Source organism: Algiphilus sp., assembly GCF_023145115.1.
GTDB lineage: Bacteria > Pseudomonadota > Gammaproteobacteria > Nevskiales > Nevskiaceae > Algiphilus.
Map to the genome: position 1 here is coordinate 36,796 of NZ_JAGLEJ010000024.1, position 22,027 is coordinate 58,822.

Sequence of the window (22,027 nt, forward strand, 5' to 3'; positions counted from 1 at the left end):
ATTGCGGGCCAATCTAGCGCTTTGCGCCAATCAGCCAGCACTCAGTCCGCGCCGTCACCCTTGCGGTAGGCGCCCGGCGACACGCCGGCCCAGTTGCGGAAGGCCCGCGTGAAGTTCGCGGGGCTGCGGTAGCCCAGGGCGCGTCGCGATCTCGCCGACGCTGAGGTCGGTATTGCGCAGCATCCGCTGACTTTTCCGGAAGCGCGCTTCCTGCACGAGCACGCGGTAGCTCAGGCCGTGCTGATGCAGGCGGCGCTTCAGTGTGCGCACGGACATGAAAAGGCGCGCCGCAGCCTGTTCGACGCCCGGATAGCCTTCCGATCCGCTGTCGTACAGCAGGGCCCGCACCCGCGCCGGCTCGTCGCCGCGAAAACCCAGCAGCGCCAAGTCATGATCGCACTGCTGGCGCACCAGCTGAGCGGTCATCGCGTTGGCCGCTGGCAGCGGGCGCTCCAGCGCTTCCGCCGGCACGCGGATGCGGTTGACCTCGCTGTCGAAACGGATCGTCGGCAGCTGACCGGCGAAGCGCGCGAAATCGGCCGGCTCGGGGCGCTGCAGGCAGAGCGTGTACTCGTCGCGCCCCAGCGCCAGCTCCAGTACGTGCGTGAAGCCCACCGCCAGCACATCGAAGGCGTACTGCCGCAGCGGGCCGTAGGGCAGCGTCTCCTGCAGACCGATCCAGCGCTCGCCGCCTTCGTGTCGCAGCGGCCGTATGCCCAGCTCGAAACCGGGGAAGCGCAACGGCACGAAATACTGCGCGCCGAAGGTCAGCGCATCCCGCAGGGTGGCCTGCGACATCAGGCCCAGACCCAGCAGACCGTGTGCCGTCAGGCTGCTGCGCAGACCGAATGCGAAACCCAGCGCCGCATCCCCGGTCAGTCGCAGACTGCGCGCGACGATGCGCCCATAGGTCAGCAGTGATACACGCGCCTCGCTGTGCGCGAGCAGCGGCTCGGGCAGCACGATGTCGCGCAGGATGACGTCCCGCGCCACCCCGCGCTCGGCCGCGAGTTCCAGCGACATCACCACGTAGGTTGCGGGCACCAGCGGCTTGTGGAAATCCTCCACCCTCATGCCGGCATTGTGCGCCGCTTCGCGGACGGCCGGTACGTCGACCGCTGTCCGGCTGCTAGACGGTCGGGTCCTCGGCCAGTCGCCGCGCCCGCGCACGACGACGCGATTGCTCGGCTTCCGCGCTGCGCGACCGCCTGCGCGTCACCGCGCTGCGGGTGTCCAGCCACGCCGCGCTGGCCTCCCAGACCGCCTGCTGCGCCTCGCTCCCCAGCATCACGCCCATGTGCCCGCCGGGCGCGACGCGGAAGGCCTTGTCGCGGCTGCTGACCAGGTCGAGCACGCGCTGCGCGGTCGCCGGCGATACGAGATGGTCGTCCTCGCCGGCGTAGACCAGGAGATTGGCGCGGATCTCGGACATTGCGCTCTCGCTGCCGTCGAGGTCGATCATGCCCTGCGCCAGCCGGTTGTCGACCACGAGCTTGATCAGCACATCGCGCGCCACGCCGGCCGGATACATCAGCATGTGGTCGAGATAGTCGGACATCGTGCTGTGGATCTCGACGTAGTCGCGATCGGCCAGTCGCGTCAGCAGATCCCAGTAGGTGGTCACGCTGCGCACCGGGTCTGTGAGCTTGAAGGCAAGCGTCGTCATCCATCCGGGTGTCTGCAGATGTGCCGGGTTGAGGTTGTGCAGCCGGAACGAGCTGAAACGGCGGATGAGACGCGACGGCGTGTTGAGGGCGGCGGATGCCAGTGCCATGAGGCCGCCGCTGCGCATGTCGATGGGGCTGGCGACGGTGACGATGTTGCGCACGTAGCGATCCCCGCGCGCACCCGCGTACATCAGCGCCAGCAGCCCACCCATGCACCAGCCCATCAGTGTCACCGGACGCACGCCGGAATGCCGGCGCACCTCGCGCACGGCGTCGTCGAGCATGTCCAGCGCGTAGTCGTGCAGCGACAGATGCGCGTGGCGGCGCTCCGGCCTGCCCCAGTCGATCATGTAGGTATGAAAGCCGCGCGCAGCCATGTAGCGCACCAGGCTCCGCTGGGGCAGCAGATCGAAGGTCTCGCCGGTGACACCCAGTGGCGGGATCAGGATAAGCGGCACGGCGTGGCGCTCGCGACGCACGGCCATGCTGCCGCCATCCGCGAGCTCGATGCGCGACGTACCGGGCAGGGGGTAGTAGCGCAGCGTCATCGGGTCGCCCTCGAGGAGCGTGTCGTACCCGGTGAGCCCCGACTGCACCAGCGTGCCACGCATGAACAGCCAGTCGAAGGCATTGTCGAGCCACGCTGCCACGCGGTCGTTGGCCTTGAGGCCCGAATGGCGGATGCGACGTACCGTGCCCAGCGTCATGCCCGTATCCCCCGATTGCGCGCAGCGCCGGCTTCGCCGCCGACGCGGATCCGGGCCCGATACTACCGCAGGCGATGCCGCTCGCCCCGGCATCGAGACCGGACGCGGACGCACCGCCCCGGTGCCAGAATGCGGGATTCCTCACTCCCGGAGCCCGGCATGCGTACGGTCGACTGGTATTTCGACTTCATATCCCCATTCGCCTATATCGCGTTCGAGCGCCTGCATACATTGCCCGCGGACGTGCGAATCCAGTACCGGCCGGTGCTGTTCGCGGCCCTGCTCGATCACTGGGGGCAGAAGGGCCCGGCAGAGATTGCCCCCAAGCGCCAGTGGACCTTCCGCTGGTGCACGTGGCTTGCGCAACAGCACGGCATCGCGTTGCGCGCGCCGGCAGTGCACCCTTTCAACCCGCTCCCCTACCTTCGGCTGTGTCTGGCCGCGGACTGCAACCCCGACGCCATACGCACCATCTACCGCGCGATCTGGACCACCGGCGCCGACCCGGAATCGCCGGAGCAGCATCGCGCGCTCGCCGATTCACTCGGCATCGACCCCGCACGCACCGCCGACCCCGCCATCAAGCAGGCATTGCGCGACGGGACTGCATCGGCCGCTGCCGCCGGCGTATTCGGCGTACCCACCCTGCGCATCGACGGGGAGCTGTTCTGGGGCGTCGACGGCATGGCATTCGCGGCAGACTTCATCCGCGACCCGGCGGTGCTGGACAGCCCCGGGATGCGCGCCATTGACGCCCTGCGCGAGGGATCGGTGCGACGGGGCGCGCGCGGACCGGCCGGCTGAGCTGCTGTCGGAGCGCGCACGGCATGAAAAAAGGGGCGGCCGTTGCCGGCCGCCCCTCGCATCACCGGGACGCTGACGCCCGCGGATCAGTCGCGGCCGCGCGCCCGACGCACACGGCTTGCGATGCCGCCACCCAGCAGCGTCAGCATCATCCACAGCGACAGCGCACCACCCGAATCACCGCCGCCGTCGTCCTGCTGCTGACCGGAAACGTCGATGGTCACCGCCACCGTCCTGGCCGCGAGCGCGGTGAAGGCCGCGTCGCCGGATTGGGGATCGATGGTCACGGTGGCCGTCTCGTTCTCGTCGGGAATCGACGGCAGGCTGATCACGACTTCCCGCGTCAGGGAACCGCCCGGCTGGAAGGTCAGCGCGGCTGGCGACGGTGTGACGCCGTTGTCGGCACTGATCGCGAAGGTGGTGGCAACGCTGGGACGCGCGTTGATGGAAACCAGCACGGTCTGCTCGAAGAAGGGCGCCTGCAGCGTGGTCTGCGTCGGCGAGACCGAATACGCCGGCGTACCGAACTGCTCGAGCACCACCGTCGTCGAGTCCGGCTCCTCCAGCGTCAGGAAGCCCTCGCTGACCGCGGTGCCGCGGACGTTGGAGAGATCGACACGGAAGTCGCGCTCGGGACGGAAGCCGCCGGCCAGTGCCTGCACCGGTACCTCGATGACCTTGGTACCGCCCTCGCCGTCGGCCCATTCCACGGTGCCGGTGGTGGCCTCGTAGTGCGTGCCGGCGGTGGCACTGCCGTTGAAGGTCGCGAAGTCGACCATCAGCGTGCCGGACGGATCACCGCTGCGCTCGACCTCGATGGTGGCCGTGGTGCGGTCCGGCGCGACCGAGATGCTCGCGTCGGCCATTGCCACTTCGGGCTGGACACCGGCCGCCTGCAGCACCACGGTGGCCGTGGTCGGCGGCGTCAGCGATACCTCGCCCTCGTCCAGCGCGGTGCCGGAGAGGTTCGAGAGCTCGACCTCGAAGTCACGCTGCGGACGGAAGCCATCGGCCGGCACCACCGGCACGATGATCGTCTTGGTACCGGTCTCGCCGGCCGCCCAGGACACGGTACCGGTCGTCGCCTCGTAATCCTCGCCGGCCTCGGCCGATCCGTCGACGGTAGCGAAGTCGACCGATAGCGTTCCGGACGGATCGCCGCTGCGCACCACTTCAATGCCGGCCGTGGCACGGTCCCCCGCAACCTCGACGGTGGCATCGGCCAGCGCGACGCTGGCGGGTTCGACCTCGTCCGGTACCGTGCCGCGAAGCGTCACGGCGATCTCGACCGGCGTGCCGATCTGCGACATGCCGACCGGACGGGGATCGCTGAGCGCGATCATGACGGTACGGTCATCCTCGAACGCGGTCTGCGTCACCGGCAGCGTGATCGACTTGTCGGCGAAGTCGTCCGGCCCCCAGGTAAGGGTCTGCGGCGAAGTGTCGCCGAGCACGTCGGTCTCGCCCGAGATGCTCGCGGTCACGCTGTAGTTGCTGTCCTCGTCGAACGCGATGCCCAGGCGACGCACGATGATCTGCGGATCGCCCTGGTCGACGACGAAGACCGTGTCGCTGCCCTGCGCGAACTCGTAACGCGTGGTGATGGCCGGATCGGCATCGCTGGGTGCGATCTCGATGCGGATCCGCGAGGGCGTCCCGACCTGCAGACCGGGATTGCTGTCGAGATCGTCGAGATCGGGATTGCGGCCCGCGGGCTCGACGAACTCGAAGGCGAATGCCGTGCCCTCGTTGGTGAAGATCTCGGGGTTGTCGATCAGATCGACGGCGCATTCGCGCTGGGCCAGTGCCTCCCCGCTCGGGAAGGTCACGCGCCGATCGACGCCGAGGAAGTCCTCACCTGCCGTGGCAGGGTTGTCGCCGTTGCCGGCGGCCGTCGCAGTGCGACAGCGTACCGAGCCGGCGAAATCGGCCGGCCCCAGGCGGCGCAGCGGCGCCGTCACCGTGCTGCCGCGCGGCACGTTGGACAGCACCAGCGTGTCGCCCTCCAGACGGGATTCGACACCGGGATCGGGCGGATTGACCGATACGTTCTGCGACACCAGCCGCACCAGCTCGCGGTCGCGGATGATCAGCAGGTCGCTGAGGCAGTCGGCCGCACTGTCGGCCGCGGTCGTGGGCAGACAGGGCTGCGCCACCAGCGAGACCGGGCGGTCGTCGCCATCGGAGATGTCGATGGGCTCGCGGATGTCGAGGTCGGCATCGGCGATGGCCAGGGTCTCGCCCGGCAGCACCTCGCGCTGGATGGTGGGGCGCGAGACCAGCAGCTTGGCGGTTTCCTCGGCCTCGAGCAGCTCGTCGGGCCGCACGGTGACGGTGCCGCTGGCCTCGGTCGCGCCGGCGGCGAAGGTCAGCTCGGTCTCCTGCGGAGCATAGTCGCGAAGGATCAGCCCCTGATCCGGCGTGGCCGAGCCGGACTCGATCGAGCCGGCGCCGTCGGCGCCGCTGACCGTGCCGTCGACCGTGCGCAGGGTCACGCTGATGGCGGTGTCGGTATTGCCGACGCGCGACAGCGCAATGTCGGCATCGATCGCCGCCGCATCGGGCTCGGCGTCCTGGTCGAAGGGCGGCTCGAACACCGTGAAGCCGCGCTCCAGCGCCGGCGCGAACTGCACGGCACCGAACCCGGCGAACTCGTAGGCGCCGATGTCGCGGGCGTCGCCCTGCGCGTCCGCGCCGCGCTGGTCGTTCGGGACCGCGATCGGCGTCAGTGCGGCATCGCGCGCGGGCGAATCGTAGGCGATGGGCAGCACGCTCGGCAGTACCGGGCCACGCGAGGTGATGCCGCGGGCCGGCCCGCCCTGGAAGACATCGATTCGCTCGCCGGTGAGGAGATTGTCCTCGAAGCCGACATCACCGGGCAGCGCTGCCGGGTCGGTCAGCGGCGTGACGGTATCGCCATCGACGCGCTCGTTGGCGGCCACAATGTTGGCGACGAACGGACGATCCGGCGTTCCGGGGAACACCGCCGGAATCGCGGCCGCCGCGTTGTCGACCCGGACGAGCACGGCCGAATCACCGTCCGCGCCCTCGATGGTGTTGAGCGCGATGGTGCTGTTGATCGACGACGACAGGCCGTACACCGGTGCATCCTCGCCGAACTTGGCTGCATAGCTGACCGCGACGCCGGCGCCGCCGAGCACGGTGCCGCCACTGACGATGTTGTCGATGATCGAGACGTTCTCGAGGTCGATCGCGCCGCGAAGCAGCGGTGCCCCGTCGTCCGCATCGGCCGGACCGCTGTCGGAGACCGCGATGCCGCCACCGGCTTCGGCAGCGCGGTTGCCACCGAGATTGCCCTCCGGATCGATGCCCGGCCCGAGTCCGCGATAGGCGCCGATGGTGGTCTCGACGATGGTCGCCCGACCCGCGGCGACGTGCAGGCCGCCGCCGATGGTGCCGGCCGTGTTGCCCGAGAAGCTGGAATTGCGGACGCGCACGCTGTGCGGCGCGCCATCGATGTAGACCGCACCGCCGCTGCCATCAGCGTGATTGTTGAGCGCGAAGACGCGATCAAGGTCGAGGAACGCCGCACTGTCGGCGCTGAGCTGCACGGCAGCACCGCTGCCGACGATGTTGGCGTCGCAAAGGAAGAGGTTCTCGAGGATGAAATCACCCTCGCGCTCGAAGGAGAAGATGCGCGGCGATGCCTCGGCCGGAACGCCCTCGAAGCACGGCACCGGACCGTCCGGCTCGGGCAGGAACGGGAAGAAGTCGCCGAACGCGGCGAGGAAGGCATCGCCGAAGTCGCTGTCGGGATCGTCGGTGACGAGGCGCGTGGTCAGGATGACCCGACCGCCGGTCTCGGGATTGGCGCCGCGAAAGCGGATGGGCGCGTCCACGCAGAGCGCGGCGCCGGCGCGGGCGTTGTCCGCCTCGTCGTCGGCGCAGACCGGGTTGGCATCGCCGGTGAGACGGATCGCCGTGTCTTCACCGTCGTTGGTCGCGGTCAGACGGATGAAGCCCCGATCCTCGGGCGGCGCGAAAGAGACGACGTACTCCTCGACCGCTTCGTTGTCGTTGTTCTGGATGGCCAGCAGCGCCGCCTCGAGGTCGTCCTGAGACGACACCGTGCAGTTGAAGGTCCCGCCGCTCAGCGAGCAGACGTTCTCCTGGGCCATGGTAGCGGGCACCACGCCCGCAAGCAGCGCAGCCGCGAACGCGGCGCGCGAAAGACGCTTAAACATCGGCTTTACTCCCTCTCGTGTGCACGGCGCTGCGACGCCGCCCCCTCGCTGAATGGCGTGAGACGCTTCAACCGCTTCGAGACTACCCCAAATACTCGACGGTATGCCAGCGCAACGCTCAGAAGGGCCGCAGGCGCATGAGCAGCACGGGCAGAAGCGTCAGATTGGCCACCAGCGCCACCACCATCGCCAGTCCGGTGAACAGACCGAAGTAGATGGTGGGCACGAAATTGGAGAGCGCCAGGACCGAGAAGCCGAGCGTGACCACCAGCGTGGTGTAGAACATCGCGCGCCCTACGCTGAGATGGGAGCGCGCTATGGCGCCCTCGTAGCCCGACCGGCGCACCTCCTCGCGGAACCGGTAACAGTAGTGGATGGTGTCGTCGACACCGATGCCGATGGTGATGGCGGCGATGGTGATGGTCATGATGTCGAGCGGGATCGCCATCCAGCCGAGCGTGCCGAGCACGACGACCGCCGCGAACAGTGTCGGTGCCACACCGATGGCGGCCATGCGGAGCGAGCGGAACATCAACAGGAACATCAGCGCGATGGCCGCGAAGACGGCACCCAGCGTCACCACCTGCGAACGGAACAGGCTCTGCATGACATTGTTGTAGAGCACCATCATCCCGGTGATGTTGACCTGCTGCGGTTCGAGTTCCAGTTTCTCGACCAGATCGGTCCGGATGCGCTCGAGGAAGGCATCGCGGCGGAGATCGGGGTCGGAGTCGATGACGCGAGCCGAGAACCGGACCTGATTGCCGTCGTCGGCCATGTACGGGTCGAACAGGGTCTCCTTGATCTGCTCGGGCGCCATGCGCTGGATCAGCGCCAGCACGAAGTCACCCGGCCACTGCCCACCGTTGAGGATCGCCAGCATGCGCACGGTGGTGGCCATCGAGAGCACCTTGCCGGTCTCGGGCTGCGCATCGAGGTAATCGTGGACCTCCGCGACCTGGCGCAGATTGTGCGCGTTGTACCAGTAACTCTCCGCGGTCAGTCCACCGCCGCCCAGGTCCGGCAGGTCCTCTTCCTCCCAGGCTTCCTGCTCCTCCAGAAACCACTCGGGCGGATCGAGCACGACATCCATCGGTGTGGTGCCACCCAGCTCCCGATCGATCACCAGCAGTCCCTGGTAGATCTCGGTGGACTCGTGGAAATAGTCGATGAAGCGATTCTCGACCGTGAGCCGCATGATGCCGGCGGCGGCGAGCCCGGCCAGCGCCACGCCCACTATCAGCAGCACACGCGGCGCGCGCTCGCTCATTGCCGCAAGGCGGCGGTTGATCCGTGCCGTGAGGTCGTGGCTCGCGGCACCGACATCCTGCGGCTTGCGCGGCCGCATCGGCGCCAGTGCCGTCGGGAAGATCACGAACGTGAGCACGAAGGCGACGCATACGCCCACGGTCATCATCAGCCCGAAGTCGATCACCGGACGGATGCCGCTGATCGCGAGCGAAGCGAACGAAACCGCCGTGGTGAGCAGCGTGAACAGGGACGGCAGGAACTTGCTGTCCACGGCGCCGCGTATCAGGGCGTGCTGCGCGCTCTGTGGCGCTTCCGCATGCAGCTCGCGGTAGCGCACCACCAGGTGGATGGTCAGCGAGAGACTGAGAATCAGCAGCAGCGAGATGAAGTTGGACGACACCACGGTCACGCGCCAGTCCACCAGCCCCAGGAAGCCGACCGAGACGACCACGGCGGCGGCACAGATCACCGATGGCACCACCACCCAGTGCACGCGGCGGAACGAGATCGCGAGCAGAAGCAGGATGAACAGGGCCACGCCCACGCCGAAGGTGGCGATGTCGTTGCGCACGAAATCGATCATGTCCGCGGCGATCATGGGCAATCCACCGAGGAAGATGCTGGCCTCGTCGCGATAGTCGTCGAGCAGTCCGCGCATGCTCGCGATGTCGTCCTGCAGCTGCCCCTGGACCTCGGCCTTGCGCCGATCGTAGGCAGCCTCCACCCGCGCGAGCTCGGCCGCCTCCGCCGAGCCGAAGGCATCGGGCTCCTCGCGCTCCATGCGGCGCAGCGCCTCGCGTCGGTCGAGCAGCGACTGCGCGCGCGCATCCGGCTTGAGGTTCACCAGCATCGCCGTGGTGGTGGCCTCCGGATTCATCACCAGGCTGCGGTAGAACGGACTGGTGCGGAATTCCGCCTTCGCCATCTCGATGTCGGTGCCGGGATCGAGCAGCGTGCGTTGCACGTCCTGGATCTCGCGCAGCGTCATCGGCGGGCTTTCGATGAGCGGCACATCGAGCATGCTGAGCACGGAATCGACGAAGGGCTGTGCCGCGATCTCGTCGCGCATGCGCTTGAGATGCGCCAGCGTCGCCTCATCGAACAGGCCGCGCTCGCCGCGCGGCGAGTACGTCACCACCAGGAAATCCTGCGTGCCGTACCGTTCCGCGATCTCCCGGTAGTAGGCGAGGTCCTCGTCGCCTTCCAGGATCAGCGAATCGGCCGAGGCGTCGAGCTTGAAGTACTGCGCCTGCCAGGCGGCGGCGGCGAGCAGTGCGACGAGCAGCAGCCCGACCAGCCAGGGCGCGCCCAGGCAGAAGCGATAGAAGACGTTGGCGAGGGATCGCATGCGGTATCCGAAGGTTGAGGCGCGTTGGCCGCGGCCGGCTGCTACATCACGCCGGATTCAGTCGCAACAGGAGCTTGCCGACATTCTGCCCGCGGAACAGGCGCATGAGCGCGTCGGGGAACTGCTCGATCCCGTCCACGATGTCCTCGTGGTGCCGGAGACGCCCCTCGGCCAGCCATGCCCCCATCGCCTGCGCCGCTTCGGCGTATCGGTCGGCGAAGTCGATGATCACCATGCCGCGCATGGTCGCCCGCATGACGAGCAGCTGCAGATAGTTCACGGGACCGTGCACGGCGCCGGCGTTGTACTGCGAGATGGCACCGCAGATGACGATGCGCGCATGCAGGGCGAGCTGGGTGAGGACATCGTCGAGTATCGTTCCGCCGACATTGTCGAAGTACAGATCGACGCCGCCCGGACAAAGCGCGGCGAGCCGCTGCCGGACGTCCTCGGACTTGTAGTCGATGCAGGCATCGAAACCGAGATCGTCGACCACGTAGCGGCACTTCTCCGGGCCGCCCGCGATGCCGACCACGAAGCTGCCCCTGATCTTGGCGATCTGACCGGCGACCGAGCCGACCGCACCCGCGGCACCGGAGACCACCACCACGTCACCCTCGCGGTGCTCCCCGACATCGAGCATGCCGAAGTAGGCCGTCATGCCGGTCATGCCGAGCACGCCGAGGTAGACCGGAAGCGGCGCGATCGCGGTATCGACCGCACGCAGCGCCCTGCCCGGAGCCACCGCATAGGCCTGCACGCCGAGCACACCGGTGACGGTGTCGCCCTCGGCGAAATCGGGATGGCGTGACGCCACCACCGTGCCTCCCGCATAGGCGCGCATGACGTCGCCGATGCCGACCGGCGGCACGTAGGACTTGCCCGCGTTCATCCACCCGCGCATGGCCGGATCGACCGACACATAGGCATTGCGTACCAGGACCTCGCCTTCGCCCGGCGCGGTCACGGATACTTCGTCGTATGTCCATGTATCCGGTCCGGGCTCACCCTGCGGCCGCTGCGCCAACAGGAAGCGCTGGTTGCGCAAGCGCTGCAGTGGTTCGGTCACGATGGCTCTCCTCCCGGTTGCGCGGCCCGACATCACGGCCGACGCGGCACCATAGCAGCGCGTGCCCGACGCTGCCCGGCCGGGCCCGTCGCCGTCGTACCGCCGCGCAGGTCCTCAGGGAGCGCGCCGCGCCACCACCAGCACGTAGTCCTCGCCGAGTTCCACCAGCTGGCGGATGCGCATCACCATGCGCGTGATGGCTTCGGCGCGTTCGCCCTCGCTGGCATCGGCCACGCGTTGCAGCGCGTCGGCGAAGGGAATGCGCGTCCACTCCAGGATCGAGATGATCTGCACCAGGTCGAAGCCGGCTTCACGCAGGTGCCCGGCATAGACCTCGGCATCGTAGGCGTTGACCGGCATGTCCAGGCAGACATTGCTGTGCGTGGTGCGCTCACCCAGCAGATAGTCGTCCGGGTTGGCGCCGCGGCGGGGAATGATGTCGGTAAGCGCGAGGGTTCCGCCGGGCTTGAGTACGCGTGCCGCCTCGCGGAGGAAGTCGACCCGCGTGTCGAAGTGGAAGGCGCACTCCACCGACACCAGCTTGTCGAAGGACGCCGCCTCGAAGGCCATGTTCGTCGCGTCCCCTTCCTGCAGCGTGATGCTGCTGCTCAACCCGTGCTGGGCAACGTAGTCATGACCGGATGCAATGCGCACCGGTGTGACGTCGATGCCGGTGACATGATCCACTGCATAGCGCTGCACGAACTTCACCGCGCCGGCGCCGTAGCCGCATCCGACATCGAGAACGTGATCATCCCGCCCCAGTCCGGCCGAGGCCGCGACCAGGTCGGTGAGTGCTTCGGAAGCCTGCTCGATGGTCAGGCCCGGGCGCGTCCAGTAGCCGTAGTTGGCGTAGGGCTGCTGACCGAAGACGTTGCCCCGGATCTCGTGCCGGCGCTCGTAATGGGTGATGACCGCCTGCGTGCTTTCACTGACCATGCCGTGATCCGATGCCGTCCGAGCCGTTGCGGGAGAGGCAGCAAAGTTAGCAGGTTCGGCGCCCCGCGCGCCCCGCGACGTTGTAGGAAAACATGCCGGGACGCGCAGGGGAGCCCGGACATCGGCCCCGCTGCGCCGCGATCAGCGCAGATGCCCGAAGTTGAAGCGGCCGCCGAGCGCCAGCAGCTCCGCATCGACCTGATAGCTCGCCCCGAGCGCCCAGCGCGGGTTGAGGTGGAAGAGACCGCCGATGCGCGCATCGAGATCGCTGTCATCGAACAGATCCTGGTACAGCAGCGTGGTCTCGAGTTCGATATCGGGCGTCAGCATCGCGCGCGCACCGCCGGTCAACAGGAACCCGGTATCGTCCTCCGAGCCGAACGGAGTATCGATCTCGCCGTGCACGAGCCCCGCGCTCGCCTGAAGCTCGACATCGCCGGACAGCGGATGGCGATAGCCGAGCTCGCCGCTCACGGTATCGGCGTCGAACCCGTCATCGCTCAGCAGCGACACGCCGCCGCGAACGAATAGCTGGTCGGCCACCAGGCCGGATACTTCGCCGGCAACGCCGTCGAGCCCCGCATCGTCGGCATCGACGTAGCGCAGATCGGCATAGTTGTAGTTGATGCCGGCGGCGCCTGCCGCCATCGGTGCGATGATGCCGACGAGCAGCGCCGTGGTCGTGGTGGTGCGTTTCATGATGACTCCCGAAGGTTGAATGCCTTCCGCCGATAATCGCGGAATCAGCAACCTAGCAGCGGGAGCCGAACGCAGGGTGAACAAGGGGCCCGGTCACGGAACCGGACCCCGGTTGCCCCGGATGTTTCCGGCTGCTCAGTTCTCCGCCGCCGTCGAGAAGCGCATCGCCTCGGCGTTGCTCTCCACGAAGGTGCTCCCGAGCCCGTCGACGCGATCGGCCATCCCTTCCGCGCTCTCGTACGGGCCGCCGGCATCACGCTCGGCGACGATGCGCTCGGCGATGACCGAACCGACGCCGTCCAGTGCCGTCAACGCCTCACTGTCCGCGGTGTTGACGTTCAGCGCTGCCGCGGATGCGACGGCGGACAGAAGAAGTGCACCTGCTGCCCCCATGAATCGGAACATTGCTTGACTCCCTGAATCGGTGAATGACCGCCCGGATTACCGGCGCGGAACATCAACATTACTGACTGGGAAGTATTTTGCAACCCCGCCCGCGCGATTCACCCTGCCCGCCTCGGGCTGGCATAATGCCGCGCTCACGGAGGGGTGTCCGAGCGGTCGAAGGAGCACGCCTGGAAAGCGTGTATACGGTTACCACCGTATCGAGGGTTCGAATCCCTCTCCCTCCGCCAGAATCACCTCGACCCTTCGCGGCATCGTCGACCGACACGCTGCCCCATCGGTACGGGATTCGAATCCTCGATAACTGATGCCCGGGTTCGACCATCCGGCTTCAGCCGGATGGCGCGGAGCCAAGCGGAACCCGAAGGGCGACACGGCTTACCGCCGCGGTCCCGCCCTAGAATCAGCGCCGCCAGCGGATCACGCCAGTTCGTAGTCGCTGGGCTCGAGCGCGCTGGTGATGCGCCGGTACTCCGCCGTGCGCCCGGGCCAGTTGTTGGTGATGCGCCCGGCCTCGTTGTGGTACCAGCTGCTGCAACCGGCAGCCCAGACGGTGTGCGAGAGCCGCTCCTGGAGCGTGTCGTTGTACGCCCGGTAGACCTCGGGCCGGACCGCCATCAACCGGTGCTCGCGCAGCAGATCGAGCGCATCGGCCAGATAGCGCATCTGGCACTCGATCATGAAGATGATGGAGTTGCCGCCCAGGTTGGTGTTCGGGCCATACATCAGGAACAGATTGGGAAAGCCCGGCACCGTCATGCCCAGGTAGGCCTCGGCACCCTGCGCCCATTGCGTGTCGAGATCGACCCCGTCGCGCCCGGTGATCCGGATCGGCGACAGGAACTCGGTGGCCTTGAAGCCGGTGCCCCAGATCAGCACGTCGAGATCGTGCTGGACGCCGTCCCGCGTACGCACGCCATCGGCATTGATGTGGTCGATGCCCTGGGTCTCGAGATGCACGTTGTCGCGCTGCATCGCGGGGTAGTAGTCGCTCGAGAACAGGACGCGCTTGCAGCCGACCGGATAGTCCGGCGTGAGCTTCTCGCGCAGCTCGGGATCGGTCACCTGGCGCTCGAGATGCCAGCGCGCCACTCGTCTGAAGATCCCGTTGGCGCGACTGTCGGGCTGATCGAAGGCATCCGTGCTGATCTCGCCCGACTTCCACAGCGCGAAGCGGAAGGGCTTGTCATACCCCGGCAGATAACGGAACAGCAATCGATTCGCCACGCCGTAGGGCCCGTCGAGCCGCGGCAGCAGATACGGCGCGCTGCGCTGGAACACCGTCAGCGAGCCGGCCTCCTCGGCGACCCGGGGAATGAACTGAATGGCGCTGGCACCGGTACCGATGACCCCTACCCGTTTCCCGGCAAGGGGAACGTCGTGGTCCCACAGCGCTGAATGGAAGCTCGCGCCCGCGAATTCATCGCGACCCGTGACCTCCGGCCAGCTGGGCCGTGACAGCTGACCGACCCCCGACACCAGCGCGCGCGTCCGCCACGTGCGCCCGTCCGCGGCGCTCACGGTCCAGGTCGCGGAGCCCTCGTCCCACTCGGCCGACGTCACCTCGACGCCGAACTCGGCGTCGCGATAGAGCTGGAAATGGTTCGCGCAGGAGCGGATGTAGGACAGGATCTCGGGCTGATGCGGATAGCGCCGGGAGAAGCCTACCTTCTTGTAGAACGAGAACGAGTAGAGGTGCCAGGGCACGTCACAGGCCGCGCCCGGATACGTGTTCTCGCGCCAGACACCGCCGAAGTCATCGCCGCGCTCCAGGACCAGCAGGCGCTTGCAGCCCTGCATGCGCGCCTGGACGGCAGCACCGAGTCCGGAGAATCCACCGCCTATGATGAGCACGTCGAGGAGTTCGACGGACGCGTCGACGCGGGTTTCGGCTCTCGCATTCATGCTCGTCTCCCTGGGGAAGTTTCTGTTGTCCGGATATCGCCGACCGAACGGATATTTGGCGACTTTTGTCGATTATGCCATCGGGTGGAGAGCGGATCGAGCCCGGATCATCTCCTGCCCGGCCACCCTACAATGCGCACATGCCCCTGTCGGAAGTGCCCGCTCGGTCGACGGTCGACCACCGCATCGCCGCCGCCGACGGTGGGCACTGCGTGCTGGTCGAAGTCGCGCCCCGCCGCCGGCCTACCGCCGAGGTCGTGATGATTCCCGGCATGTTCACCGCGCGCGGATTCTGGCTGTCCCGGAAGGGGATCGGTCTCGCCGCCCATCTCGCAGATGCCGGAATGCGCTGCTGGATACTGGAGCGCCGCGGCATGGGCGCCGCAGCCGGGCGCACGGAAGCCCGCCTCGGCCTGAACGAAGCCGAGCGCCATGACCTTCCCTCAGCCTGGGCCCATGTGCGGCAGCGGTCCGACGCGCCGGCCTTCATCGTCGGGCATTCCTTCGGCGGCGTGCTGGCGGCGCGTGCGCTGGCAGGCTCACTGCCACCCCGGGAATGCGCCGGGCTGGTCCTGTTCGCGGCGCAGTGCGAGGTCGCCAAGGCACCGCTGCATCCGCCGGGGGCATGGCTGACCGGTGCCATCGTCACGCTGCTCGGCCGCCTGCCGGCGCGTATCGCCGGACTCGGCCCGGAGGACGAACCGGCAGCGGCCGTCCGCGACGCCATCGAATGGACCACCAGCGCAAGACGCGGCGGCGAGTGGCTGGCCGGACTCGCCGGCCTGCCGACCCCTCAGCTGGCCATGGCGGGCGCCGGCGACCGCGTCGACCCGCCGAGCGGCTGCGAGCGCTTCGCTCGCCGCCTGGCGGGCACCGATGCGCGCTTCGAACTGCTCGGCCGCGCCGGTGGCTGGGGCGAGGACTACGACCACGCGGGCATGGTGGTCAGCACCGCCGCCCGCGCCGAAGTCTGGCCCTTCGTGGGCCACTGGCTGGCCCGGCAGGCTGCTAGGCGGCCTACTCCGCCGACTTCTTGACCGCCGCCTTCTTCGCGGTCGCCTTCTTCGCAGCGGCCTTCCTGGCGGTTGCCTGCTTGGCTGAAGCCTTCTTCGTGGAAGCCTTCTTGGCAGAGACCTTCTTGGCGCCAGCCTTCTTGCCCGCTGCCTTCTTGGCGGCGGCCTTCCTGACCGGTGTCTTCTTCACCGCTGCGGCCGGCGCGTCGGCGGACGGACTCGTCGTCCCCGCCTTGGCGAAGTCGATCCGGCCTTCCAGATAGACCTGATCACGCGCGGCGTTGGTCAGCAGGTACTCGCGGCCGTCGCCATCCTCGCGCGCCAGCAGCTCCACGCGCGACGGCAGGAACACGGGGCGCTTGAAGGATACGGTGAGCGTCATCGCCTCGACGTCGGTCGGCATGAGCCGGGCCGCGCAGCGCGCGTACGAGAACATGCCGTGGGCTATGGCGCGCTTGAAGCCGAAGGGCCTGGCCGCGACGGTGTGCATGTGGATCGGATTGACGTCACCCGCTACCAGTCCGTAGCGACGGCCGATGTCCTCCGGCACCGTCCAGCTCTCGACCTGGCGATAGGCTGACCAGTCCGGCGGCGTCCACTCGCCCTTCTTCTTGCCGCCGCCGGAGGAACGACGGATCAGATTCGTGCTGGTGGACTCCCACGGCACCTGCCCGCTGGTGTCGGTGATGCGCGTCACCAGATCGAACTCGATGCCCGCATCGACATCGCGGTGCCCTTCCACCGAAACCTCGATGTCCAGAACCTCGTTGGCCGCGATGGCGCGATGCTGCGTCACCGCGTTGCGCACGTGCACGGCACCGAGCAGCTTGAACGGAAAGGCCTTGTGTGTGAGCAGCTGCAGATGCAGCGGCGCAGCCAGCACGTGCGGATAGCTCGGAGGAAGCTTGCCGTCGATGCGGAAGCCGCAGAGGCTGCGGTACTTGCGCAGTGCGGTGGCGTCGGCGACGACGCCGCGGCAGCGCGCGACGATGCGCGGAATCGACTCACCCGAGCGCAGCCCATTCCCACGCGCCGTCGCGGCGCGCAGGAAGCCGAGCCAGGCCGAGGGCAACTGCTGGAATTCGATCGTATGCGTCATGACTGCGGTATTCCTCCGGATGTGATGCGAGCGTGCCCGATCAGCTTGAACGGCGCGTGACCCAGATATCGATGTTGGCGCGGAAGACGAGCGCACCGCCACGGTCGTGCACGTCGATCGCGACCGCGAGCGCACCGCCGTCGGGCAGCGTTCCATCGGTCGCCAGCCGCGCCTCGGCCGACAGCGTACCGCGCGCCCTGGCGCGATACTCGACCTGCATGGCCTTGGGAATCCAGCGATGGGTCTTCGGGATGGTGGCCTCGGCCACCAGCCCCATCACCGTCTCGGCCAGATTGCACAGCGCGATGGCGTGCACGGTACCGATGTGATTGCGCACCGCGCGGGTATCCCGCATGTCGGCAGTGGCGCGTCCGGGTGCGAGATCCGTCACCCGCACCGGGATGGTCCCGCTGTACGGCGCGGCCAGCTGGAAGGCGCGCGTGAACAGTGCCCTGCCGCCGGGCAGCGGGGCGAGACGCGCCCACAGCGCCGTCACGGAGATGCGTTCCTGCAGGCGGCTCATCCGCCGATCCCCAGTGCGACCTCGGTGGCCTGGCGGATGGCGCGCTTGGCGTCTAGCTCTGCGGCCTCGTCGGCTCCGCCGATGATGTGGGTCGGCACGTGCCGCGCCGCGAGTTCGTCGGCGAGCCCGCGCTCCGATATCTGACCGGCACATACCACGATGCTGTCGACCACCAGGGTGCGCGGCTCGTCACCGACGGTGATGTGCAGGCCGTCGTCATCGATGCTCTCGTAGTGCACGCCGCCCAGCATGTTGACGCCGCGGTCGCGCAGGCTGGCTCGGTGCACCCAGCCACTGGTCTTGCCGAGCCCCTTGCCGAGCGCCGCGGCCTTGCGCTGCAGCAGCCAGATCTCGCGCGGGGACTCGGGGCTGTGCTTGACGGCGAGTCCGCCACGCTCGCGGACCTCGGGGTCGACCCCCCACTCCGCGTACCAGGCCTGCGCGTCCAACGCGGTCGATTCCGCGCTGGACAGCAGCTCGGCAACGTCGAAGCCGATACCGCCGGCACCGATCAGCGCCACGCGGCCACCCACGCGCGACGGATCCAGGATGGCCTCGTGATACGGCATGACGCTGGGGTGGTCGATGCCCTTGATGGCGGGCTGCCGCGGCCGCACGCCGGTGGCCAGGACCACCTCGTCGAATCCGGTGAGCGTCTCGATACCGACCTCGTGCCCCAGGCGCAGCGTCACTCCCTCTTCCTCCAGACGCCGCGCGAAGTAGCGCATGGTCTCGCGGAATTCCTCCTTGCCGGGAATGCGCATGGCCAGCCGGAACTGGCCGCCGATGGACGAGTCGCGCTCGAAGAGGGTGACCTCGTGGCCGCGTGCCGCGGTCTCGACCGCGCACGCCAGCCCGGCCGGACCGGCACCCACCACCGCCACCCGCTTCTTCTCGGTGGCCGGATGCCGCACGAGCTCGGTCTCGTAAGCCGCGTACGGGTTCACCAGGCACGACGCACGCTTGAGCTGGAAGGTGTGATCGAGGCAGGCCTGATTGCAGGCGATGCAGGTATTGATGCGCTCCGGGCGCCCCTCGGCGGACTTGCTGACGAAGTCGGGGTCGGCCAGCAGCGGCCGCGCCAGCGACACCATGTCGCAGGCGCCGCGGGCGAGCAGGTCCTCCGCCACCTCGGGCGTATTGATGCGGTTGACCGCGATCACCGGAACGCCCACCTCCGGTCGCAGACGTTCGGTGGCAAAGGCGAAGGCCGCGCGCGGCACGCTGGTGACGATGGTGGGCACGCGCGCTTCGTGCCAGCCGATGCCGGTGTTGATCATGCTGGCACCGGCCGCCTCGATGGCCCTGGCCTGGAACAGCACCTCGTCCCAGGTGTTGCCGCCCTCCACCAGATCGATCATCGACAGCCGGTAGATGATGATGAAGTCCGGTCCGCAGGCCTCGCGCACCGCCCGCACGATCTCGATCGGGAAGCGCGAGCGGTTCTCGATGCCGCCGCCCCACTCGTCGTCGCGCCGGTTCACGCGCGGACAGGTGAACTGGTTGATCAGATACCCCTCCGAGCCCATGATCTCGACACCGTCGTAACCGGCCTCGCGCGCCAGCTGCGCGCAGCGCGCGTAGTCGGCGATGGTCTGGCGGATGCGCCGATCGCTCATCGCGCGCGGCTTGAACGGATTGATCGGCGACTTCACGGCCGAGGCCGACACCGACAGCGGGTGATAGCTGTAGCGACCGGCATGCAGGATCTGCAGCGCGATCTTGCCGCCCTCGGCGTGTACCGCCTCGGTCACCTTGCGGTGCGGCGCCTGCTCGCCGCGTGTGGCGAGCTTGGCGGCGAAGGGATAGAGCCAGCCCTCCCGATTCGGGGCGTATCCGCCCGTGACTGCCAGCGCGACACCGCCCCTGGCACGGGCGCCGAAATACGCGGCCAGCTTGTCGGCATCGCGTGCCCGGTCCTCGAGCCCGATGTGCATCGAGCCCATGAGCACGCGGTTGCGCAGCGTCGTGTGCCCCAGATCGAGGGGCGAGAGCAGGTGCGGATAGACGTCGGACACGGCGCGTCTCAGCCGGTGATCCGACGCGGCTTGTACGGCGTATCCGGCTTGCCGGTGTTGCGCGCCACCGAAACGCGCTGATTGGCGCGCCCCATGAGCTGGCGCTGGCGGCGTCGCTCGGCGGCCAGCGCACCCGACTCGGTGTCGTGCCAGGCCTCGTTGAGCAGCAGCTTGCCGGCTGCAACCGCGTCGGGCGAGCGCGCTGCGATCTCGCGCGCCAGCGTCTCGGCGGCCGCGACCGGGTCGTCGGCGACCTGCGTCGCGAGCCCCAGCGACCGGGCCTCCTCACCGCTGACCACGCGACCGGTATAGGTCAGCAGACGGGCGATATCGGCGCTCACCAGCTCGCGCAGCAGCACGGCACCGCCCATGTCCGGCACCAGGCCCCACTTCGCCTCCATGACCGACAGCTGGGCGTCCGGCCGCACGATGCGGAAGTCGGCCCCCAGCGCGAGCTGGATGCCCGCGCCGAAGCAGTTGCCGTGCACCGCCGCGATCACCGGAATCGGCAGATCGCGCCAGGCCAGGCTGAACTGCTGGAACTTGTTGCGCATCGGCGAATACAGGCGCGCGTAGAGCTTGGCGAGATCCAGGCTCATGCCCTTGCCGAAGAAGGCCTTGACGTCGATGCCCGCGCAGAAGCTCGGACCCTCGCCGGACAGGATGACCGCGCGCACGCTCTTCTCGTCGGCCAGCGACTCGGCGGCGGCGATGACGCCGTCCATCATGGCCTGATCGACGCCGTTGTGCGCCTTGGCGCGGGTCAGCGTGACGCGGGCGATGTCGCCCTCGATATCGGTTCTTACGCGTTGGCTCATGCGGCTCCCCTGCACACGACGGATGATGATCGGCCCGGTCCCGGCGCGCGCCTCGCGCGCACCGGGGGCGGAACCCGCGGAATCAGGCGCCGATCAGCGACTGCCCGCAGACGCGGATGGTATTCCCGGTGACGCCGTAGGCACCCGGTGTCGACAGGAAGCAGATCAGCTCGGCGACATCCTCGGGCGTACCGCCCTGGGACATCGAATTCATGCGCCGCCCCGCCTCGCGGATGGCGAACGGCATCGCCGCGGTCATGCGCGTCTCGATGAAGCCCGGCGCCACCGCGTTGACCGTGATGCCCTTGGCGCCGTGCTTCGGCCCCTCGGCAGCGACGTAACCGATGAGCGCGGACTTGGTCGCGCCGTAGTTGGTCTGGCCGATGTTGCCGGCGATGCCGCCGATCGAGGCCAGGCAGATCACGCGACCGCCGTCTCGCACCGCATCGGCGGCCTGCAGCGCGGCATCGATCTTGAGGATCGCGTCCAGATTGATGCCCAGCACCATGTCCCAGTAGTGCTCGGGCATCTTGGCCAGCGTCTTGTCGCGGGTCACGCCGGCGTTGTGCACGACGATGTCGACGCCGCCGAACTGCTCGATGACGAAGTCCGCGATCTTCTTGGGCGTGGCGTCGTCGGTCACGTCGGCCGGGAATCCGATGCCGTTGATGGCCGCCATGGTCTCGTTCAGCGCCGCCTCGTCCTGCGGAATGTCGAGACCGATGACCTGCGCGCCCTCCGCTGCCAATCGCTGCGCCGTGGCAGCACCGATGCCGCGCGCCGCGCCGGTGACCAGCGCCACCTTGCCGCTGAGCGTGGCGGTCATGGGCAGTGCCTCCGGCGCGGCGGCGGTCTTGGTGACGCGTACCGGCTGGCCGTCGACATAGGCGGAATGGCCGGTCAGGAAGAAGCGCAGCGGCATCTCCAGGCGATCCTCGGCCCCCTTCTCGACGTAGAACAGGTTGGCCGTGGCGCCGCGCTTGCCGATCTCCTTGGCCACCGAGCGCGTGAAGCCCTCCATGGCGCGGAAGGCCGCCGACTGCGCGGAATCCTTCCCGGCCTCGGGCAGCCCGGTCACGACAACCACGCGTGCATTCTTGCCGATGCGGCCCATGATCGGATGGAAGAAGTCGTAGACGGCACGCAGGTCGCCGGCGGTGGTCACCGCGGTGGCATCGAAGACCACGACATCGAGCTTGTCGCCCTCGCCGAGTGCGTCGACGGACTTCACCGTCTCGGCACCGGTGCCGGAGAGAACCTTGTCGATGCGGCCGATAGCGGCCCCCTTGCCGGCCGCGCCGCTCAGCGCCGTGGCGCCCTCCAGCGGCTTGGCGGCATACGCGCCGGTGGCGCGCTTGAGCATCACCGGCGCGGGAAGGCCGATGTTCTGCAGCAGCTTGCGGGCAGCGGGCTGCTGCGCCAGCTTGAGAAGGCGGTCGGTCATGACGAAGTTCTCCCGAAAGGAATGATCTCGCGCGCCCCGCCACCCGTCCGGGTGCCGCAGCGCGTCAATACGTTGGCGTATGGAACCTAGCATACCCGGACCCCGCCCCGTAA

At 68.3% G+C, this 22,027-nt stretch carries 16 protein-coding genes, 1 tRNA gene and 1 pseudogene; 3 read left to right on the top strand and 15 right to left on the bottom strand.

Features of this window, described 5'->3' with window-relative positions; all coding sequences use genetic code 11:
- Nucleotides 1-41 precede the first annotated feature (41 nt).
- From KAH28_RS17450 to KAH28_RS08295, 3 genes and pseudogenes are all read right to left on the bottom strand, one after another.
- Entirely contained in the window at nt 42-173 is a 132-nt protein-coding gene (locus KAH28_RS17450; RefSeq protein ID WP_366918155.1) for an AraC family transcriptional regulator, read from the bottom strand.
- Nucleotides 130-1,074, bottom strand: a pseudogene (locus KAH28_RS08290) (AraC family transcriptional regulator ligand-binding domain-containing protein); the annotation flags it as partial. The gene KAH28_RS17450 and the pseudogene KAH28_RS08290, both read right to left, overlap by 44 nt.
- 55 nt (nt 1,075-1,129) lie before the next feature.
- Nucleotides 1,130-2,374, bottom strand: coding sequence for an alpha/beta fold hydrolase (locus KAH28_RS08295; RefSeq protein WP_290575565.1), 1,245 nt, complete (start codon nt 2,372-2,374; stop codon nt 1,130-1,132).
- Between the two features lie 159 nt (nt 2,375-2,533).
- Between KAH28_RS08295 and KAH28_RS08300 the strand changes: the two genes are divergently transcribed.
- Complete coding sequence (locus KAH28_RS08300; protein WP_290575567.1) at nt 2,534-3,178, top strand: 2-hydroxychromene-2-carboxylate isomerase; 645 nt, start codon at nt 2,534-2,536, stop codon at nt 3,176-3,178.
- A gap of 86 nt (nt 3,179-3,264) precedes the next feature.
- Here the strand turns inward: KAH28_RS08300 and KAH28_RS08305 are convergent, their stop codons facing one another.
- From KAH28_RS08305 to KAH28_RS08330, 6 genes are all read right to left on the bottom strand, one after another.
- Nucleotides 3,265-7,383, bottom strand: a complete 4,119-nt coding sequence (locus KAH28_RS08305) for a Calx-beta domain-containing protein (RefSeq protein WP_290575569.1) — start codon at nt 7,381-7,383, stop codon at nt 3,265-3,267.
- 118 nt (nt 7,384-7,501) lie between these two features.
- Entirely contained in the window at nt 7,502-9,982 is a 2,481-nt protein-coding gene (locus tag KAH28_RS08310) for an MMPL family transporter (protein WP_290575570.1), read from the bottom strand.
- 46 nt (nt 9,983-10,028) lie between these two features.
- The gene (locus KAH28_RS08315; protein WP_290575571.1) at nt 10,029-11,051 is read right to left on the bottom strand and encodes an NADP-dependent oxidoreductase; all 1,023 of its coding nucleotides are present in this window, start codon (nt 11,049-11,051) and stop codon (nt 10,029-10,031) included.
- Nucleotides 11,052-11,165: 114 nt separating this feature from the next.
- Complete coding sequence (locus KAH28_RS08320) at nt 11,166-11,990, bottom strand: cyclopropane-fatty-acyl-phospholipid synthase family protein (protein WP_290575572.1); 825 nt, start codon at nt 11,988-11,990, stop codon at nt 11,166-11,168.
- 141 nt (nt 11,991-12,131) lie between these two features.
- A complete protein-coding gene (locus KAH28_RS08325) occupies nt 12,132-12,689 on the bottom strand; it encodes an outer membrane beta-barrel protein (protein WP_290575574.1) in 558 nt (185 codons plus the stop codon).
- Nucleotides 12,690-12,824: 135 nt separating this feature from the next.
- Nucleotides 12,825-13,094, bottom strand: a complete 270-nt coding sequence (locus KAH28_RS08330; RefSeq protein WP_290575576.1) for a helix-hairpin-helix domain-containing protein — start codon at nt 13,092-13,094, stop codon at nt 12,825-12,827.
- Nucleotides 13,095-13,232: 138 nt separating this feature from the next.
- Here KAH28_RS08330 and KAH28_RS08335 point away from each other — a divergent pair.
- A tRNA-Ser gene (locus tag KAH28_RS08335) sits at nt 13,233-13,324 on the top strand.
- A 190-nt stretch (nt 13,325-13,514) separates the two neighbouring features.
- On the opposite strand, the gene KAH28_RS08340 is transcribed toward KAH28_RS08335, so the two are convergent.
- Nucleotides 13,515-14,999, bottom strand: coding sequence for an NAD(P)/FAD-dependent oxidoreductase (locus tag KAH28_RS08340; protein WP_290575578.1), 1,485 nt, complete (start codon nt 14,997-14,999; stop codon nt 13,515-13,517).
- Nucleotides 15,000-15,139: 140 nt separating this feature from the next.
- Here KAH28_RS08340 and KAH28_RS08345 point away from each other — a divergent pair, with 140 nt between their 5' ends.
- Nucleotides 15,140-16,036 (top strand): alpha/beta fold hydrolase, encoded by an 897-nt coding sequence (locus KAH28_RS08345; RefSeq protein ID WP_290575580.1) that lies wholly within the window; start codon nt 15,140-15,142, stop codon nt 16,034-16,036.
- On the opposite strand, the gene KAH28_RS08350 is transcribed toward KAH28_RS08345, so the two are convergent.
- The 5 genes from KAH28_RS08350 to KAH28_RS08370 all read right to left on the bottom strand — a co-directional run bounded on the left by KAH28_RS08350 (nt 16,017) and on the right by KAH28_RS08370 (nt 21,914).
- Nucleotides 16,017-17,111, bottom strand: coding sequence for a MaoC/PaaZ C-terminal domain-containing protein (locus tag KAH28_RS08350; RefSeq protein ID WP_290575582.1), 1,095 nt, complete (start codon nt 17,109-17,111; stop codon nt 16,017-16,019). The two genes, KAH28_RS08345 and KAH28_RS08350, sit on opposite strands and share 20 nt — an antisense overlap.
- Before the next feature lie 40 nt (nt 17,112-17,151).
- Nucleotides 17,152-17,634 (bottom strand): hotdog fold domain-containing protein, encoded by a 483-nt coding sequence (locus KAH28_RS08355; RefSeq protein ID WP_290575584.1) that lies wholly within the window; start codon nt 17,632-17,634, stop codon nt 17,152-17,154.
- On the bottom strand, nt 17,631-19,652 hold the full coding sequence (locus KAH28_RS08360; RefSeq protein ID WP_290575586.1) for an NADPH-dependent 2,4-dienoyl-CoA reductase: 2,022 nt from the start codon (nt 19,650-19,652) through the stop codon (nt 17,631-17,633). Before KAH28_RS08360 ends, KAH28_RS08355 begins: the two co-directional genes overlap by 4 nt.
- 8 nt (nt 19,653-19,660) lie before the next feature.
- Entirely contained in the window at nt 19,661-20,470 is an 810-nt protein-coding gene (locus KAH28_RS08365) for a crotonase/enoyl-CoA hydratase family protein (protein WP_290575588.1), read from the bottom strand.
- Nucleotides 20,471-20,552: 82 nt separating this feature from the next.
- The gene (locus KAH28_RS08370) at nt 20,553-21,914 is read right to left on the bottom strand and encodes a 3-oxoacyl-ACP reductase (RefSeq protein WP_290575590.1); all 1,362 of its coding nucleotides are present in this window, start codon (nt 21,912-21,914) and stop codon (nt 20,553-20,555) included.
- Between the last annotated feature and the right edge of the window lie 113 nt (nt 21,915-22,027).

Excerpts from the sequence above, each read along its gene's own strand:
- KAH28_RS08330 (WP_290575576.1), bottom strand. The coding sequence starts at position 13,094 with ATGTTCCGATTCATGGGGGCAGCAGGTGCACTTCTTCTGTCCGCCGTC.
- KAH28_RS08370 (WP_290575590.1), bottom strand. The coding sequence starts at position 21,914 with ATGACCGACCGCCTTCTCAAGCTGGCGCAGCAGCCCGCTGCCCGCAAG.
- KAH28_RS08365 (WP_290575588.1), bottom strand. The coding sequence starts at position 20,470 with ATGAGCCAACGCGTAAGAACCGATATCGAGGGCGACATCGCCCGCGTC.
- KAH28_RS08305 (WP_290575569.1), bottom strand. The coding sequence starts at position 7,383 with ATGTTTAAGCGTCTTTCGCGCGCCGCGTTCGCGGCTGCGCTGCTTGCG.
- KAH28_RS08355 (WP_290575584.1), bottom strand. The coding sequence starts at position 17,634 with ATGAGCCGCCTGCAGGAACGCATCTCCGTGACGGCGCTGTGGGCGCGT.
- KAH28_RS08345 (WP_290575580.1), top strand. The coding sequence starts at position 15,140 with ATGCCCCTGTCGGAAGTGCCCGCTCGGTCGACGGTCGACCACCGCATC.
- KAH28_RS08325 (WP_290575574.1), bottom strand. The coding sequence starts at position 12,689 with ATGAAACGCACCACCACGACCACGGCGCTGCTCGTCGGCATCATCGCA.
- KAH28_RS08300 (WP_290575567.1), top strand. The coding sequence starts at position 2,534 with ATGCGTACGGTCGACTGGTATTTCGACTTCATATCCCCATTCGCCTAT.
- KAH28_RS08310 (WP_290575570.1), bottom strand. The coding sequence starts at position 9,982 with ATGCGATCCCTCGCCAACGTCTTCTATCGCTTCTGCCTGGGCGCGCCC.
- KAH28_RS08295 (WP_290575565.1), bottom strand. The coding sequence starts at position 2,374 with ATGACGCTGGGCACGGTACGTCGCATCCGCCATTCGGGCCTCAAGGCC.
- KAH28_RS08320 (WP_290575572.1), bottom strand. The coding sequence starts at position 11,990 with ATGGTCAGTGAAAGCACGCAGGCGGTCATCACCCATTACGAGCGCCGG.
- KAH28_RS08350 (WP_290575582.1), bottom strand. The coding sequence starts at position 17,111 with ATGACGCATACGATCGAATTCCAGCAGTTGCCCTCGGCCTGGCTCGGC.
- KAH28_RS08340 (WP_290575578.1), bottom strand. The coding sequence starts at position 14,999 with ATGAATGCGAGAGCCGAAACCCGCGTCGACGCGTCCGTCGAACTCCTC.